This is a genomic window from Pseudarthrobacter sp. TE3704 (assembly GCF_056279405.1).
Genome location: NZ_JBWCCJ010000002.1, coordinates 51,594 through 68,586, shown reverse-complemented (window position 1 = coordinate 68,586; position 16,993 = coordinate 51,594). Strand labels below are relative to the sequence as shown.

General features: G+C 63.9%; 13 protein-coding genes. 9 read left to right on the top strand and 4 right to left on the bottom strand.

All coding sequences use genetic code 11. The features are described from left to right. The first annotated feature begins 2 nt into the window (after positions 1-2). The 9 genes from ACZ9BC_RS04275 to ACZ9BC_RS04235 all read left to right on the top strand — a co-directional run bounded on the left by ACZ9BC_RS04275 (position 3) and on the right by ACZ9BC_RS04235 (position 11,081). Positions 3-914 (top strand): carbohydrate ABC transporter permease, encoded by a 912-nt coding sequence (locus ACZ9BC_RS04275; protein WP_476244904.1) that lies wholly within the window; start codon positions 3-5, stop codon positions 912-914. Positions 915-938: 24 nt separating this feature from the next. Continuing rightward, complete coding sequence (locus tag ACZ9BC_RS04270; protein WP_476244903.1) at positions 939-2,453, top strand: glycoside hydrolase family 32 protein; 1,515 nt, start codon at positions 939-941, stop codon at positions 2,451-2,453. A 127-nt stretch (positions 2,454-2,580) separates the two neighbouring features. Next, the gene (locus ACZ9BC_RS04265) at positions 2,581-3,651 is read left to right on the top strand and encodes a LacI family DNA-binding transcriptional regulator (RefSeq protein ID WP_476244902.1); all 1,071 of its coding nucleotides are present in this window, start codon (positions 2,581-2,583) and stop codon (positions 3,649-3,651) included. Between the two features lie 78 nt (positions 3,652-3,729). Then, positions 3,730-5,400: an ABC transporter substrate-binding protein gene (locus tag ACZ9BC_RS04260; RefSeq protein ID WP_476244901.1), complete on the top strand. Its 1,671-nt coding sequence runs from the start codon at positions 3,730-3,732 to the stop codon at positions 5,398-5,400. 108 nt (positions 5,401-5,508) lie between these two features. Beyond that, positions 5,509-6,486 (top strand): ABC transporter permease, encoded by a 978-nt coding sequence (locus ACZ9BC_RS04255; RefSeq protein WP_476244900.1) that lies wholly within the window; start codon positions 5,509-5,511, stop codon positions 6,484-6,486. A gap of 11 nt (positions 6,487-6,497) precedes the next feature. Continuing rightward, positions 6,498-7,436: an ABC transporter permease gene (locus ACZ9BC_RS04250; RefSeq protein ID WP_476244899.1), complete on the top strand. Its 939-nt coding sequence runs from the start codon at positions 6,498-6,500 to the stop codon at positions 7,434-7,436. Continuing rightward, positions 7,433-8,395 (top strand): ABC transporter ATP-binding protein, encoded by a 963-nt coding sequence (locus tag ACZ9BC_RS04245; protein WP_476244898.1) that lies wholly within the window; start codon positions 7,433-7,435, stop codon positions 8,393-8,395. The genes ACZ9BC_RS04250 and ACZ9BC_RS04245 overlap by 4 nt, the downstream gene beginning before the upstream one ends. Continuing rightward, positions 8,392-9,486: an ATP-binding cassette domain-containing protein gene (locus ACZ9BC_RS04240; protein WP_476244897.1), complete on the top strand. Its 1,095-nt coding sequence runs from the start codon at positions 8,392-8,394 to the stop codon at positions 9,484-9,486. The genes ACZ9BC_RS04245 and ACZ9BC_RS04240 overlap by 4 nt, the downstream gene beginning before the upstream one ends. Further along, on the top strand, positions 9,483-11,081 hold the full coding sequence (locus ACZ9BC_RS04235) for a glycoside hydrolase family 32 protein (RefSeq protein WP_476244896.1): 1,599 nt from the start codon (positions 9,483-9,485) through the stop codon (positions 11,079-11,081). Before ACZ9BC_RS04240 ends, ACZ9BC_RS04235 begins: the two co-directional genes overlap by 4 nt. A 518-nt stretch (positions 11,082-11,599) precedes the next feature. On the opposite strand, the gene pntB is transcribed toward ACZ9BC_RS04235, so the two are convergent. From pntB to ACZ9BC_RS04215, 4 genes are all read right to left on the bottom strand, one after another. Next, entirely contained in the window at positions 11,600-13,075 is a 1,476-nt protein-coding gene (pntB, locus tag ACZ9BC_RS04230) for a Re/Si-specific NAD(P)(+) transhydrogenase subunit beta (RefSeq protein WP_476244895.1), read from the bottom strand. Further along, complete coding sequence (locus ACZ9BC_RS04225; protein WP_476244894.1) at positions 13,072-14,628, bottom strand: Re/Si-specific NAD(P)(+) transhydrogenase subunit alpha; 1,557 nt, start codon at positions 14,626-14,628, stop codon at positions 13,072-13,074. Before ACZ9BC_RS04225 ends, pntB begins: the two co-directional genes overlap by 4 nt. Positions 14,629-14,735: 107 nt before the next feature. Further along, on the bottom strand, positions 14,736-15,695 hold the full coding sequence (locus ACZ9BC_RS04220) for a 2-hydroxyacid dehydrogenase (RefSeq protein WP_476244893.1): 960 nt from the start codon (positions 15,693-15,695) through the stop codon (positions 14,736-14,738). Beyond that, the gene (locus tag ACZ9BC_RS04215) at positions 15,692-16,894 is read right to left on the bottom strand and encodes a pyridoxal phosphate-dependent aminotransferase (RefSeq protein ID WP_476244892.1); all 1,203 of its coding nucleotides are present in this window, start codon (positions 16,892-16,894) and stop codon (positions 15,692-15,694) included. Before ACZ9BC_RS04215 ends, ACZ9BC_RS04220 begins: the two co-directional genes overlap by 4 nt. Positions 16,895-16,993: the final 99 nt, after the last annotated feature.

Genomic DNA, 16,993 nt, shown 5'->3' with positions numbered 1-16,993 from the left:
TCATGTCCAGCCAGACCCTGCACACCGGGACCGACAAGACTTCCGGTTCCACTACCGGCACGCCAACCAGCCACAAGCGCTCCCGCAACCGCCGCCTGCCCGCGGCTGGAACCGTCGGCCGGTACACCGCGTTGGCCGTGGCGGCCGCGCTGACCCTCGGCCCGGTCCTGTGGACCCTGTCCACGTCGCTGCGGGCGCCGTCGGAATCGTTCAACCTCCCGCCGTCCTTCCTGCCCATCAATCCTGATTTCACCGCCTACCAGGAGGTGTTCAGGCAGATCAACGTCGGCCTCCTGGTCCTGAACAGCGCCCTGGTGACCGGGCTGATCGCGCTTGGCCAGATGGCTTCGGCCACCCTGGCCGGCTACGCGTTCGCCCGCCTGGACTTCCGCGGCAAGAAGGCCATCTTTTCGTTGGTGCTGGCCACCATGATGGTCCCGGTGCAGGTCACCATCGTCCCGGTGTTCATGCTCATTCGCGGGATGGGCCTGTCCGATACGCTGCTGGCCCTGATCCTGCCGGCCATTCCCACCGCCTTCGGCACTTTCCTGATGCGCCAATACTTCCTGGGCCTGCCCAATGATTTTGCGGAAGCGGCCGCCCTGGATGGTGCCGGGCCGTGGCGGATCTTCCGTTCCGTTTACGCACCGTTGGCGGTCCCGGGCATGGCCATCGTCGGGATCCTTGCCTTCAACTTCCACTGGAACGAGTTCTTCCGGCCCCTGATCCTCACCATCAGCGAACAGAACTTCACGCTTCCCCTCGGCCTCGTCACGCTGCAGGGCAACCTCGGCACCGGGAGCATATCGGTGGTCCTCGCCGGCGTGATCCTGTCCATGCTGCCCGCACTGGTCGTCTTTATCTTCGGCCAACGCACCCTGCGCGAAGGCCTCACGGCCGGCGCAAGCAAATAACACACACATTTCGAAAGGAACCCCATGGATACCCTCACCCCGATCAGCACGGCCACCACAGACTCCTACCGCCCGGCCCTGCACTACACCGCAAAAGACACCTGGCTCAATGACCCCAACGGCCTGATTTTCCACGACGGCGTCTATCACCTCTACTACCAGAACAACCCGCTGGGAAACGTGTGGGGAAACATGTCCTGGGGCCACGCCACCTCTACCGACCTGCTGGCGTGGACCGAACACCCCGTAGCCATCGCCTGCGACGAGGACGAAGATATCTTTTCCGGCAGCGTCGTGTATGACCGTCAGAACACCAGCGGATTCGGCAGCGGGTCCGTTGCCCCGCTTGTGGCGATCTACACCAGCGCCTACAGACCGGGCTCCATGCATGAGGGCGTCCAGGCCCAGTCCCTGGCGTACAGCCTGGACGGGGGCTACACCTGGACAAAACACACAGGCAATCCTGTCCTTAACCGCGGGTCCGCCGAGTTCCGCGACCCCAAAGTCATCCGGTACGACGGCGACGCAGGCAGCTACTGGGTGATGGTCGCCGTCGAAGCCAAAGACTTCCAGGTGGTCCTCTACAAGTCCGACGACCTGAAAAACTGGGAACTGCTGAGCACTTTCGGCCCCGCAAACGCCACGGGCGGCGTCTGGGAATGCCCCGACCTGTTCCCCCTCCCCGTGGACGGCGACCCGGCAAACCTCAAGTGGGTCCTTACCGTCAACCTCAACCCCGGCGGGCCCAACAACGGCTCAGCCGGCCAATACTTCATCGGTGACTTCGACGGAACCACCTTCACCTCCGCCAGCACCGTCACCGAAGGCCTCCAGGACGCTGACCGGCTGGGCGAATACCGGTGGCTGGACTGGGGCCGGGACTACTACGCCGCCGTCTCCTTCAGCGACGCCCCAGACAACCGCCGCCTCATGATTGCCTGGATGAACAACTGGGACTACGCCAACCACATCCCCACCACGCCCTGGCGCAGTCCGATGAGCCTCGCCCGCGAAATCTCACTCCAGGCCAGCGACGGAAAACTGTGCCTGGTCCAGCAGCCCGCGGGTGACCTGGCTGCCCTGGCCCAGCCGGAGTCTTTCCACCTCCCCGAAACCACCATCCACGACGGCGTGCAGGTTCTGGCCGGCGCGGCCGGCACGGTCCAGCGCATTGACGCCAGCTTCACGCCGGGAAGTGCAGAGGAATTCGGGATCATCCTGCGAGGGGACGGCACGAAGGGAACCCGTGTGGGCATCCGGCCCGGCCAAGCCCAACTGTTCGTGGACCGGCGGGAATCCGGAAAGACAGACTTCCACGCATCCTTCCTCTCCATTGACACCGCTCCTGTCCTGCCGAAGGACGGGTCCTACGACCTCACCATCTACGTGGACCGCTGCTCCGTTGAAGTCTTTGCCCAAGGCGGCCGGGTCACCATGACCGAACTGATCTTCCCGGCCGGGACCAGCACCGACCTCGCCGTTTACGCCGTTGGCGGCTCGGCAACCATCAACAGCCTTCAGGTCACGCAGCTCGCGTAGCGAAACACCCACAGGAACGAAAATCAGCCCCTTGACAGTGCCGGAGTAACGCGCGTAACCTCTATCACACACACTAGTAACGCGCGTTACTCCCTCAGCAATATCACGACGATCTCCGGAGCATTCAATGGCGAACACCACCACCTCGAAGCATGCCGCGGCTGCGCGGCAGCGGGGTGTCACCATGAATGATGTGGCCAAACACGCCGGTGTTTCCCGGACTGCGGTCTCGTTCGTGCTGAGCAACCGCGAAAATGCCAGCATCTCCGAGGAAACCCGCTCCCGGATCATCGAAGCTGTTCAGGCCCTGGGCTACCGCCCGAATGCCGGAGCACGGGCACTGGCGTCCCAGCGCAGTGATTGGTACGGGATTGTCACCGAGATCGTGACGGCCCCGTTCGCCGTCGACATCATCAAGGGTGCACAAGACCAAGCCTGGCTCGACCGCAAGTTCCTGCTCATCGCGCCCTCCGACCAGGCTGATGCCGTAGGACCCAACCAGGGCCTGGAAGATGCCGCAACCGAAAAGCTGTTGGAGCAGCGGGTGGAAGGACTTCTGTACGCAGCCACTTTTCACCGGGGCGTCCACGTTCCGGAGAGTGCCAAGGAAGTACCCACAGTCTTGATCAACTGCTTCGACGCGGATGGAAAGCTGCCCTCGATCGTCCCTGACGAGCGTGCGGGTGGCAGGGTCGCCGTCGAACGTCTGCTCCAAGCCGGCCACACCCGCATCGGAGTCATCAACCTCGACCCGGTCATTCCTGCTGCAGTGGGGCGATTGCAAGGTGCACGCGACGCACTCGCCGCCGCCGGACTGGATCTGGACCCGGAACTGGTGGTGTCCGGATACGCAACGGCCGACGGCGGCTACGAAGCTGCGTGCCGGATCCTGGACCGCTATCCACAACAGGACAGGCCAACTGCGCTGTTCTGCCTCAACGACCGCATGGCGATGGGCGCTTACGACGCCATCAAAGAACGGGGCCTGACCATCCCCGGGGACATCGCCGTGATCGGCTTCGACAACCAGGAACTGATTGCGGCCTACCTCAGGCCCAAGCTGACCACGGTTGCGTTGCCGTTCGAAAAAATGGGCGCCCTGGGAGTCCAGACGCTCGCAGCTCTGACAGCAGGACAGCCGGTAATTGCCGACCAGCAATTAGTCGGCTGTCCGCTGCTAGAACGCTCTTCGGTCTGACCGCGAAATCAATAGCGAAGAGCAACCCCTCCCCCACCCCTTCACCTTGCTGATGAAGACAGGAAAGAGATAACCATCATGTCACAACCCCGATTCCTGAGGGCTGCCCGCACCACGGTGGCCGGACTGGCGGTAGGCGCACTGCTGCTCACCGGCTGTGCAGCCAACAAGCCTGGCGGCACCGACGCTGCTGCGAACGCCAGCGCCTTTCTCACCATTCCGCGCGAGGATATGGGCACGTTCGTGCAGAACTTCAACCCGTTCGCGCCCACCGTCAACCCGATGGTCCAGCAGTCCATCTACGAGTCGCTGCTGATCTTCAACCCTGCCAAGGGAGAAACGGTGCCGTGGCTCGCCACTGAATGGAAGGCGGCCGACGACGGCAAGTCCATCACCTTCACCCTGCGCGACGGCGTGAAATGGTCCGACGGACAACCGTTCGTCGCGGATGACGTCGCCTACACCTTCGAGCTCCAGAAGAAGATCAAGGGTGGTTACGAGTATCTGGACACCGTTGCCGCCGAAGGCACCAACAAAGTCACCTTCAACTTCAACAGGCCTTGGTCCCCCGCCCTTCACGACGTCGGACAACTCACCATCCTGCCCAAGCACATCTGGTCCACCCTCGCCGACCCGGAGAAGGACGCCAACGCCAAGCCCGTCGGCACAGGCCCTTACACCGAGGTAGACACTTTCCAGGCCCAGTCCTTCGTGCTGAAGAAGAACCCCAACTACTGGCAGCCCGAAAAGCAAAAGATCGCCGGCATCAAGATGCTCGCCTTCGCAGGGAACGACGGCGCCAACCTCGCCGCCGCGAACGGCGACGTTGACTGGGCTCCGCAGTACATCCCGAACATCGAAAAGACCTTTGTTTCCAAGGACAAGGACCACCGCCACTACTGGTTCCCTGCCACGGGCGCCATGATCAACTGGCAGCTCAACACCACCAAGGCCCCCTTCAACGATGTCGACGTCCGTAAGGCCCTGAGCATGGCCGTTGACCGGGAGCAGGTTACCAAGATCGGCATGAGCGGCTACGCCAAACCCGCAGACTGCACCGGACTCTCCGGCAACTACGAGGCCTGGAAGAACAACGAGGTCAAGGACAACTGCACCTGGACCAAGCTGGACGCCCAAAAGGCCAACGAGCTGCTGGACAAGGCCGGATACCCCAAGGGAGCGGACGGCAAGCGCACCCTCAAGGACGGCAAGCCCTTCGAGTTCAAGATCTCCGTGGGCGCCACTTCTTCTGACTGGCTGTCCGTGGCCAACGTGATCTCGCAGAACCTGGCAGAGGTTGGCGTGACCGTGAAGGTGGAGTCCCCGGACTGGGCTGCCGTGGTTGCCGGCTACGAAACCGGCGACTTCGATTCCGGCATCGTCTGGAGCGCCAACGACCCCAGCCCGTACAAGTACTTCAACACCTCCATGGGCACAGCCACCGTCAAGCCCGTCGGCACCAAGACGTTCGACAACTACCACCGCTTTGGCGATGCCGAGGCAGACGCCCTGCTCGCAGAATTCGCTGCGGAGGCGGACGAGTCCAAGCAAAAGGACATCGCCAACAAACTGCAGGAAGAATACGATGACGCCGCACCGCTGGTGCCGCTCTTCTCCGGTCCGGAATGGGGCGCCTACAGCGACACCCGCTTCACCGGCTGGCCCACCGAGAACAATCCTTACGCCACCCTCTCGGTAAAGTCGCCCACCACAGTGCTCGTGCTGACCACGCTGGAACCGCGCAAGTAGCGAAGCGGGCCGCCCCGGGCGGGGCCCCCGAACTGCACGCCCGGCGGGCGATAATTCCCGCCGGGCGTGCCCCCAAACTTTCCGCAATTCCCGAAATGGAGGGAAACCGTGCGCTTCATCCTGCGCCGCCTGGGTTTCTACCTGATCGCCTTCTGGGCATCCATCACCCTGAATTTCCTGCTCCCGCGCTTCATGCCCGGGGACCCCGTCTCCCGCATGTTCGCCCGCTCCCAGGACAGAATGCAGCCGGAACAGATCGAGGCCCTGCGCAAGCTGCTCGGCGTTGACGACCGGCCCCTCTGGGAGCAATACATCGACTACCTTCACAACATTTTCACCGGGCAAATGGGAGTCTCCATCTCACGTTTCCCCACCCCGGTCACCGAGGTCATTTCGTCCCAGATCGGCTGGACCCTCCTGCTCGGCGGAACCGCACTGGTGATTGCCGCCGTCGTGGGTAACCTGCTGGGGATCATGGCCGCCTGGCGGCGCGGCGGCGCGATCGATTCCGCTCTCCCGCCGCTGCTCGTGTTCATCGGTTCGTTCCCGTACTTCTGGCTCGCGATGGGTGCCCTGTACCTGTTCGGCGTGGTGCTGAACTGGTTCCCCATCCGGCACGCCTTCACCGATGGCCTGGAGCCCGGGTTCACGTGGGAGTTCATTGGCGATGTTGGGGCCCACCTGGTGCTTCCGGCGCTGACCATCGTCCTGGTTTCCATCGGCGGCTGGATGCTGGGCATGCGGAACACCATGATCGCCACGAACTCCGAGGACTACATCACCATGGCCGAAGCCAAGGGACTCCGCCCGGGCCGCATCATGCTCCGCTACGCAGCACGCAATGCCATGCTCCCGTCGGTCACAAGCTTCGGCATGGGCCTGGGATTCGTGGTGGGCGGTGCGCTGCTCACCGAGGTGGTGTTCGCCTACCCCGGCGTCGGCTACCAGCTCCTCAACGCCGTCCAGGGCCTCGACTACCCGCTGATGCAGGGCCTGTTCCTGACCATTACCGCCGCCGTGCTGCTGGCCAACTTCCTGGTGGACATCCTCTACGTCCGCCTCGACCCGCGCGTGCGCAGCAACTAGAGGGACCGATCATGACAACCGTAATTCTGCAGCAACCCGGCAAGACGGCCGGAAAAACGCCGGCTGCCCGCAAGCCCAACCGCAGCTTCATCCACGGCCTCCTCAGCAACAAAAAGGCCCTGGCAGGCATGGCCGTGATGCTCGTGTTCATCGCCCTGGCGTTGCTGGCCCCCGTGCTGTTCCCCGGCGACCCGTCGCGGATCACCGCCATGGCCTCGCTGGAACCGTCTCCCGAGCACTGGCTCGGCACCACGGCCAAAGGGCAGGACGTGCTCGCCCTGACCGTCCACGGCTCCCGCAGTTCCCTGTTCGTCGGGTTGACCGTGGGCTTCGCATCCACCTTCATCGGCATCCTGGTGGGCCTGGCCTCCGCGTACTTCGGCAAGTTCATCGACGAAGCGCTGTCGCTTGTAACCAACATCTTCCTGCTCCTGCCCGGCCTGCCGCTCCTGGTCATCCTGGCCGCGTTCCTGCCGCCGGGCCTGGGCACGGTAATTCTTGTCCTCGTGGTCACCGGGTGGGCCGGCTCGGCACGCGTATTGCGTTCACAGGCCCTATCCATCCGCTCCAAGGACTTTGTGGCCGCGGCCGTGGTGTCCGGCGAACGGGCGGGCCGGATCATGTTCCGCGAAATCCTGCCCAACATGGCCTCGATCGTCATGGGCACCTTGCTGGCATGCGTGATCTATGGAATCGGCGCCCAGGCGGGCCTGGAGTTCCTGGGCCTGGGCGACGTCAGCACGGTCTCCTGGGGCAACAACCTCTTCTGGGCAGGCAACGAAGGCGCCCTGCTGACCGGCAGCTGGTGGGTGTTCGTACCCTCCGGTGTCTGTATAGCGCTGGTCGCCTTCGCCCTTGCCCTTATCAACTACGCCGTGGACGAGGTCACCAACCCGCGGCTGCGGAAGATCAAAACCCCGAAAGACACCGAAAGGAGCGCCGCCAAATGACCATCTCCCAAGTTTCCTTCGGAACCCACGAACCAGTCCTCGAGGTCAGGAACCTCACCGTCAAGTACATCGGCGACACCCGCTCCACCACCGCCGTGGACCGTGTTTCCTTCAGCATCGGCACCGGTGAGGTCTTCGGGCTGGCCGGCGAATCCGGCTGCGGGAAGTCAACCATCGCCAATTCGATCATGCGGCTCCTGAAGGATCCTGCGAAGATCGCAGGCGGCAGCATTTCCTTTGGCGGCAAGGACGTCCTGGCCATGAGCCCGGAGGAGCTGCGGCGCTTCCGCTGGCAGGACGTGGCAATGGTCTTCCAGTCGGCCATGAACTCGCTCAACCCGGTGCTGACCATCGGCGAACAGATCGTGGACATCTTTACCACCCACGCCGGTTACTCGCGCAAGGAATCGCTGCGGCGCGCAGCTGAACTGCTGGAACTCGTGAGGATAGACCCGGCGCGCCTCAAGTCCTACCCGCACCAGCTCTCGGGCGGCATGCGTCAACGCGCTGTCATAGCGATGGCAGTGGCACTCAAGCCGTCGCTGTTGATCCTCGACGAACCCACCACCGCGCTGGACGTGGTGGTGCAACAGGAGATCATGGCGCAGATCAAGGACCTCCAGCGCGAGCTCGGCTTCTCTGTCCTCTTTATCACGCACGACATGTCGCTCATGGTGGAACTCTCGCACCGCATGGCCGTGATGTATGGCGGCAGGATCGTGGAGACCGCGAAAGCCCGGGACGTCTACGCCAACCCCCTTCACCCCTACACGCAGGCGCTGATGGGCGCGTTCCCGCCGCTCACCGGTCCGCGGGTTCCGCTGGCGGGACTGCCCGACGGCGTGAAGTTCCGGAACATCCCGGACCTGGGCGAGGCGGCCCCCGGCCATTTCGTGGCTCCGTTTGGTGCCGACGCTTCAGTCATTGATTCCGCAAACCTGGAAGGAGCCGCACGATGAGCCACTCCCTGACGTTCCCGGCGGCCGGGTCCACCACCAGCACACCCGCCCTTGAAATTCGTGGCCTGGGTAAGTCGTTCCCCATTGGAGGACTGTTCACCCGCTCGTCGGTCCGCGCCCTGCATGGTGTCGACTTGACCCTGGACCGCGGCGAAATCGTGGCGCTTGTTGGCGAGTCCGGTTCCGGCAAGAGCACGCTGGCCCGCTGTGTGGCCCGGCTCGAGAAGCCGAACTCCGGCGCGATCCTGATCGACGGAGTCGACATCCTCAAACGCGATCGTTTCCAGGCGTCGCGTGCGTTTCGGTCCCAGCTGCAGATGGTCTTCCAGGACCCCTTCGGTTCGTTGAACCCTGCCCACAGGATCGAGCATTTCCTGCGGCGTTCGCTGGCGATCCATGGGAAAAGTGGCGGTACCGAGGAGGAGACCCGGCGGCGTCTCGAAGACCTCATGACCACTGTTGGCCTGCAGGCTGACATGCTGAACTCGTACCCGCACGAGCTCTCCGGCGGCCAGCGCCAACGCGTTGCAATCGCCCGGGCCCTCGCCGTTGAACCGCAAGTCATCCTGGCTGACGAGCCCACCTCCATGCTGGATGTGTCCGTCCGCATCGGCGTGCTGAACCTGATGCGCAAGCTCCGCGACGAGCAGGACATCTCGATGCTCTACATCACCCACGACCTCGCGTCCGCCCGCTACCTGGCGGACCGGACGGCCGTGATGTTCGCCGGTGAAGTTGTTGAGGAGGGCGAGTCCCTGGACCTGCTGGCAAACCCCGCGCACCCCTACACGCAACTCCTGGTGTCGGCTGTCCCGGATCCTGCGCGGGCAGGCTCATACGATCCCGTCCGCCGCGCCGAACTGCGGCAAGCAGTCATGGCTTCAACGACGTGCGCTTACGACGGCGACACGAACGAGGCCTGTTCGGCCGAGGAACCCGTGCGCCATCAGGTTGGTGACCCTGCAAACCGCCACTGGGTGCGTTGCCACCTCTACCGGCCCTGGGCCGGTGCCGACGGCCACGCCCTGGCGGGCGAACCGGCCCAACCCAACGTCCCGCCGTCGAACGTTCAAGAAAAGGCATCCGCATGACTGAACTGCCGCCCCCGGTCTCCCGCCGTGCAATCCTTAGCGGAAGCGGGGTGGCTGCACTCAGCGGTTCGCTTGCACTTTCAGCCTCCTTCGCCGAACCCGCTGCAGCCGTGCCGGCGAAGACGCCTGACTCCGGATCAAAAGGCTCACTGTCAAAGGGATCACGCCGGATGCGCCCGACCTATCACTTCAGCGTCCCCGACAACTGGAAGAACGATCCCCAGCGTCCCATCTACATGGACGGGGAATACCACTACTACTACCTGTACAACGCCGACTACCTGCAGGGCGGCGGAGGCACGTCGTGGCGCCGCGCGACCACCACGGATCACGTGGCATTCACCGACCGCGGCGTCGCGATCCCCAAGTTCAGCGACGGCAACGGCGACTGCTGGTCAGGATCCCTTGTGGTCGACGAGCGGAATACCGCCGGGTATGGCGAGGGTGCGGTAATGGCCCTCGTGACGCAGGCGCCGAATGGTCGCCAGGCTCAGTACCTCTGGTACTCAACCGACCGGGGACGCTCGTTCCAGCCCGCGGGTACAGCCCCCGTGTTGCCAAACCCCGGAGTGCATGACTTCCGCGATCCCAAGGTGATCTGGGACGCCGACCGCGGGCGATGGTTCATGATGAACGCCGAGGGGCAAAAGCTCGGCTTCTACACATCGGCCGAACTGCGGTCCTGGCAGCGCGTGGGCGAGTTCGTGCGTACCGATCTTGGGCTGCTGGAATGCCCTGATATCTTTCGGATGACTGCCGACGACGGCAGCCCGCATTGGATCCTCGGCACGAGCGCCAACGGCAAAGGCCGCGGCCTGCCCGCCACCTACGCGTACTGGACAGGCACCTTCGACGGCACATCTTTCACGCCTGATCACCCCGAGCCCGAATGGCTCGACTATGGCTACGACTTTTATGGGGCAGTTACATATCCATATCACGACGCCTCGGGCGCGGAAGATCAGACCCTCCGCCGGGCGATCGGGTGGGCCAACTTCTGGGACTACCCCCACAACACGCCCACCCTCGAGACCGACGGCTATAACGGCGATGACATGATCGTGCGCGACATCCGCCTCAAACACACGGACGGTGTGTACCATCTCGTCTCCGCCCCCACGTCGGCGCTACAAAACTATGTGAAACGCACGCATCTCCTGGGCGACGTTGTTGTCAGGGGCACCCGCGACCTCGACGTCCGCACAGCCGCTTACGACCTTACCTGCGAGCTCACATGGGACGCCGCTTCCCCACCTGCCAACGTGGGTCTGGAAGTATGCCGTGCACCCGGCGGCGGCCGGCATGTCGCCGCCGGCGCATTCCTGCGGGGCCCCTTCGTTTACCTGAACAGGCGTCCCACAATCAACCCGACCGGCGGCGAAACCCAGACGCCGATTGACCCCTCGACGGGACGGCTCACCATCCGCATCCTCGTGGACCGCACGAGCGTGGAAATGTTCATCGGAGACGGACGGGTGGTGCACTCGCACCGGGTCTTCCCCCTTGAAGGCGACAACGGAATCCGCCTTTATGCCCACGAAGGAGCCGCCACCTTTCGGGACCTGACCATCCACGAAATCAAGGAGACGCATTAGTCCGGGCACGGTCCCGGCAGGCTCGGGCAAGTAAGGCTTCCACGGGAATCGGGTACCCGTTACCCGGGTAACCCTCGGGTCGCGTCCGTACTGTTGACATCGGAGCCGGCGGCGAAGGTGTACGGCTGAGACCACGTGCACCTCCCCCAGCCGCCGCCGGCCCCGCTACTTAAACGGGTACGAGCCCTGTCCCTCCGGGACGGGGCTCGTACTCGTTTTTGTTGCATCGCTCGGGCAGCCAGTTAATCCTAAGTGTGACCTGTCAGGTCACCAACGCCCACCGGCCACTGGATGCTGGTGCTCCAAAAGCTCGTGCTTGTAATGGAGCAAAAACTCGTGTCTGTGGTGGAGTCCTACCCACGCTGATGCATGGAATTCGTCGATGAAACTGACAAGCTGCGCTGGTGCTTGTGCTTGTTCGGTGTTGATGATTGGCTCCGGTTTACTGAGCCGCGTCGCCATGCTGGGAGTGCAGTTACGAAATATTCGGGACAGGGTCATGGTCTCTCGTCTCGTAATCAGAAGGCGCGAAGGATGTCTTCGACGCGGGTTTTGGCGTCGCCGAAGAGCATTTGGGAGTTGTCGCGGTAGAAGAGGGGGTTTTGGACTCCTGCGTAGCCGGCGGCCATGGAGCGTTTGAATACGATAACGTTTTCGGCTTCCCAGACTTTGAGGACGGGCATGCCGGCGATGGGGCTGCCGGGGTCTTCGGCGGCGGCGGGGTTGACGGTGTCGTTCGCGCCTATGACCAGGACTACGGAGGTGTCGCCGAGGTCGTCGTTGATTTCGTCCATTTCCAGGACGATGTCGTACGGGACTTTGGCTTCGGCGAGGAGGACGTTCATGTGTCCGGGCAGGCGCCCGGCGACGGGGTGGATCCCGAACCGGACGTTCACGCCTTTTTCGCGGAGTTGGTGGGCGAGTTCGGCGACAGGGTACTGGGCTTGGGCGACGGCCATGCCGTAGCCGGGGGTGATGACGACGGACGAGGCGTTGGTGAGCATCTCAGCCGTCGCCTCGGCCGTGATTTCGCGGTGTTCGCCCTGGTCCGTGTCTCCTTTGCTGGCGGGGGCGGCGATGCCGAACCCGCCGGCGATCACGGAGATAAAGGACCGGTTCATGGCCTTGCACATGATGTACGACAGGTAGGCACCCGAGGAGCCGACCAGGGCGCCGGTGATGATGAGCAGGTCGTTGTTCAGCAGGAAGCCCGCCGCAGCGGCGGCCCAGCCTGAGTAGCTGTTGAGCATGGACACGACCACGGGCATGTCGCCGCCGCCGATGGAGGCCACCAGGTGCCAGCCCAGCCCCAGCGCAAGGACGGTGACGACGACGAGGAGCCAGAGCTGGGAATCGTTGACGTACCAGACGGTCAGGGCGACGAACACAACGAGGGCGCCGAGGTTGATCCCGTTTTTGCCCGGCAGCATCAGGGGTGAGGATTTCATCCGGGCTGAGAGTTTCAGGAACGCCACGATCGAGCCGGTGAAGGTCACGGCACCGATGAACACACCGATGAAGACCTCGGCGTGGTGGATCGCCATCAGCTCCGAAGACAACGCAGGAGCCTCAAGGTGTCCGTTCCAACCCACGAGCACGGCGGCGAGGCCCACGAAGCTGTGCAGCAGGGCGATGAGCTCGGGCATGCCGGTCATCTCGACCACCCGGGCGCGCCAGAGCCCGATCGCCCCGCCGACCACTACCGCGGCGACCAGCAAGCCCAGGCCGGTCAGGGCGTGGCCGGTGCCCCAGGCGTCCTGCAGGGTCAGCCAGATGGTGGCGGCGAGGGCGATGACCATCCCCGTGATGCCGTAGGCGACGCCGGCGCGGGCTTTCTCGTGCTTGCTCAGCCCGGCGAGGGACAGGATGAACAGCAGGGCCGCGACGATGTAAGCCGCCCCCGCGATGGAGTCGGCGGTCAATGGACCGGAGACGGTGTCAGACACGGTAAAGCTCCTCGTAAGTGTTGCTGCTGCATCGGTGATGGCGCTCATGAACGTGCCTTTCCGGCGGAGAACATGGCGAGCATGCGCCGGGTGACAGCGAAGCCGCCGAAAATGTTGATGCTGGCCAGCAGGACCGCGACGGCGGCAAGGACCTGCATCACGATGTTCTCGGAGGTGACCTGCAGCAGGGCCCCGACGACGATGATCCCGGAGATCGCGTTCGTCACGGACATCAGCGGGGTGTGCAGGGCGTGGTGGACTTTCCCGATCACATAGAACCCGATCACGACCGAGAGCATCAGGACCGTGAAGTGCTGCGGCAGCGGCGCCGGAGCCACCGCGTTGACCAGGAACAGCGCGGCGATGCCCGCGGCGAAGAGTCCTGCCTTACCGGCTGTGCTGAGGCCCTGTTTCTTCTTCGGTGCCGTACTTTCGGCGGCCGTTCCGGCGTCGGTCTTCACCGCAGGTGCGGCGGAGACCTGGACCGGGGGCGGCGGCCAGGTCTTCTCCCCCTCGCGCACCACCGTCACCGAACGCTGCACCACGTCGTCGAAATCGATCCGAAGCTGACCGTCCTTGTCCGGGGTCAGGAGCTTGAGCAGATTCACCATGTTCGTCCCGTACAGCTGGGACGCCTGGGCCGGCAAACGGGCCGGCAGATCCGTGTAGCCCAGGATCACCACCCCGTTGTCCGTCACAATCCGTTCCCCGGCGACGGAGCCTTCGACGTTTCCGCCCTGGCCCGCTGCCATGTCCACGATCACGCTGCCGGCCTTCATGCTTGCCACGTCCTCGGCGGTGAGCAGCTTCGGCGCCGGGCGTCCCGGGATCAGGGCAGTGGTGATGATGATGTCCACATCCGCTGCCTGCTCCGAGTAAATTTCCGCAGCCCTGGCGTTATACGCCTCGGACGTCGCCTTCGCATACCCGTCCGTGGACTTCATCTCTTCGGCGACCTCAACCTTAAGATAAGTTCCGCCGATCGATTTCACCTGATCGGCAACCTCCGGCCGCGGATCAGTCGCCCGGACAATAGCGCCCAGGCTGGACGCAGCGCCGATCGCGGCCAACCCGGCGACGCCTGCGCCCGCGACGAGGACCTTCGCCGGCGGGACCTTGCCCGCCGCGGTCACCTGTCCCGTGAAGAACCGGCCGAACTCGTGCGCGGCCTCGATCACGGCACGGTACCCGGCAATGTTTGCCATCGAACTAAGCACATCCATCGACTGGGCCCGCGAGATCCGCGGCACAGCATCCAACGCCAACGCCGTAATCGGACGCGAAGCCAGCGCCTCCACCAACTCAGGCCGCAATCCAGGGCTCAACGACCCGATCAGCGTGGCACCCTCGGTGAGACGGGCGATCTCATCCTCAGTAGGCGGATTGATCCGCAACACCACCTCGCTGCCCCACGCCTCATCAGCACCCACAACCAGGGCACCCGCTTCGGCGTAAGCCTCATCACGGAAGGATGCCGACTCCCCCGCACCTTTCTCGACCACAACCTCGTAGCCCAACCCCAACAACTGCTTCACGGTGACAGGCGTCGCCGCCACCCGTGTTTCGCGGCCCAACTCGGCCACAATGCCAATACGTGTCACTATTTCTTCTCTCTAAGATGTGATGCCCGGTCATTGCTGCCGCCGTCCAATGGACAGGGGCCTTACTTGGCCGCGTTGTTGTGTCGCTCCGGGGCAGCTGGTTTGTCCTAGGCGATAGGTGCAGGCGGCCGTTCACCTGAGAGCACGGCGAGGGCATTGTCGGCGGCAAGCATGGCCATTGCGGTTCGCGTCTCCACAGTGGCGGAGCCCAGGTGCGGCACGAGCACCACATTGTCGAGCTCGAGTAACCCTGGGTGTACGCTGGGCTCTTTTTCGAAAACGTCGAGCCCGGCGCCGGCAATCTGCCCGTCGCGAAGGGCAGCCACGAGTGCTGCTTCATCGACAATCGGGCCCCGCGCAGTATTGATGAGGTATGCCGAATCCTTCATTGCCGCAAATTGCCCCGCGCCAATCAGGTGATGGGTGGCAGGCCCGTAGGGGCAGTGCAGCGAGACGATGTCCGAGGTGGCCAGCAACTCATCGAGCTCGAGCCGCTGGGCGCCCAGCTCGGCTGCCACCCTTGGATCGATCTCACTGCGCGACTGGTAGACGATCTCCATGCCGAAGGCCTTGGCACGGCGTGCGGTGGCCTGGCCGATGCCGCCCATTCCGACGACGCCGAGGGTCTTGCCTTGCAGGCTGCTGCCGAGCAGGAAGAACATGCCCCACTTCCAGGCCTCGCCGGAGCGGATGAGCCGTTCCCCCTCGCCCAGCCGGCGTGTTGCCGAGAGTATGAGGCCGAACGCGATGTCGGCGGTGGCCTCCGTGAGCACGCCCGGCGTGTTGGTGGCCACGATGCCCCGTGCGGTGCAGGCCGGAACGTCGATGTTGTCATAACCGACGGCGACGTTCGCGACCACTTTGAGCTGCGGGCCCGCAGCGTCCAGCAGCTCAGCGTCGATGCGTTCGGTGAGCAGGCTCACCACGGCATCGGCCCCGGCCACCCGGCGCAGGAGCTCCTCGCGGCCAATGGACTCCGGACCGGACCAGGCATCGACGTCGTGCTCTGCACGCAGTTTCTCAAGTGCGGTTTCGGGTACACGTCCCGTAACGACCACCCGGCTCATGCGGTCTCGATCCACTTGCGCAGGCGTCCGAGGCCGTCGCGGATATCGGCGACGTCGATGCCGGAGTAGTAGGCGAGCCGGATGTACTGCCGCTCTTCACCGGGCTGCCGGCGGCCGAAGTGCTCGCGGGTGCAGAAGGAGACGCCGGTTTCGTACAGGGCTGCTGAGGCAAAATCACCCACTGCCGTGTAACCCATGCGCTGCATGGCGTCGGTGACGTCAGGGAACAGGTAGAACGTGGACTGCGGGACAGCGACATGCACGCCGGAAATGTCGTTCACGAGTTCGCAGGCGGCATCCCTGCGCCCTCGCAGGATGTCGAGCATTTCCCTTACAGGCTCCTGGGTGCCACGGAGCGCTTCGATGCCGGCCCATTGCACGTAGTGCGTGGTGCACGACTCGTCGTTGGTATTGAGGGTGCTGAGGATTTTGGCAATCTCGATCGGGGCCACGGCGCAGCCCAGTCGGGATCCGGTCATGGCGAACTTTTTGCTGAAGGTGTAGAGAATCACGGTGCGCTCCGCCATGCCGGGAAGCGACGCGATGGAGCTCGAGACACCCTCATAGCGCGTCTCGAAGTACGCCTCATCGGAGAGGACCCAAAGGTCGTGCTCCTGCGCGAGCTGCGCGATTGCCTCCCGCTCCGCACTGGTCGACTCGGCCGAGATGGGGTTCTGCAGGTCGTTGTAGATGATTGCGACAGTGTTCGGGGTGATCGATGCACGCACCTGGTCGAGGTCGATGGCGAAGCCCTGGCTTGTGGGCACATAGCGGTACGGCACGGCCGTGCCACCGAGGTATTCGATCTGCGATTCGTAGATCGGGAAGCCGGGGTTGGGATAAAGCACTTCCTGGCCGGGGTTCATGACCGCCTGCAGGAACTTGGTGATCACGGGCTTGCCGCCCGTCATCACCACGACGTTGTCAGGGGAGAACTCGATACCGCGGCGGGCCCCGATATCTTCGGCAAGGGCTTCGCGCAGCTGCGGGATGCCGGGGCCGGGGCAATAGCCCGTATAACCATCGGCAATGGCCCGGTTCATTGCTTCAACGATATGCGGGGCCGTGGGGATGTTGATGTCGCCGAGATGGAAGGGGAACACGGGGTTACCCTTCGCCTTCCAGGCGGCCGCGGCTTGGGCGACGCTGAAGGCAGTTTCGGTGCCCAGACGTTCGAGCCGGTGCGCGAGTTGCTGCATGCTGTTCCACTCCTCATTGAGTTGGCGATCCATCTTTCGCGGATGCAGCCCTAATATAGGACTCATATATCAATAGCCGAAAAAAGATATAAGAGCAAC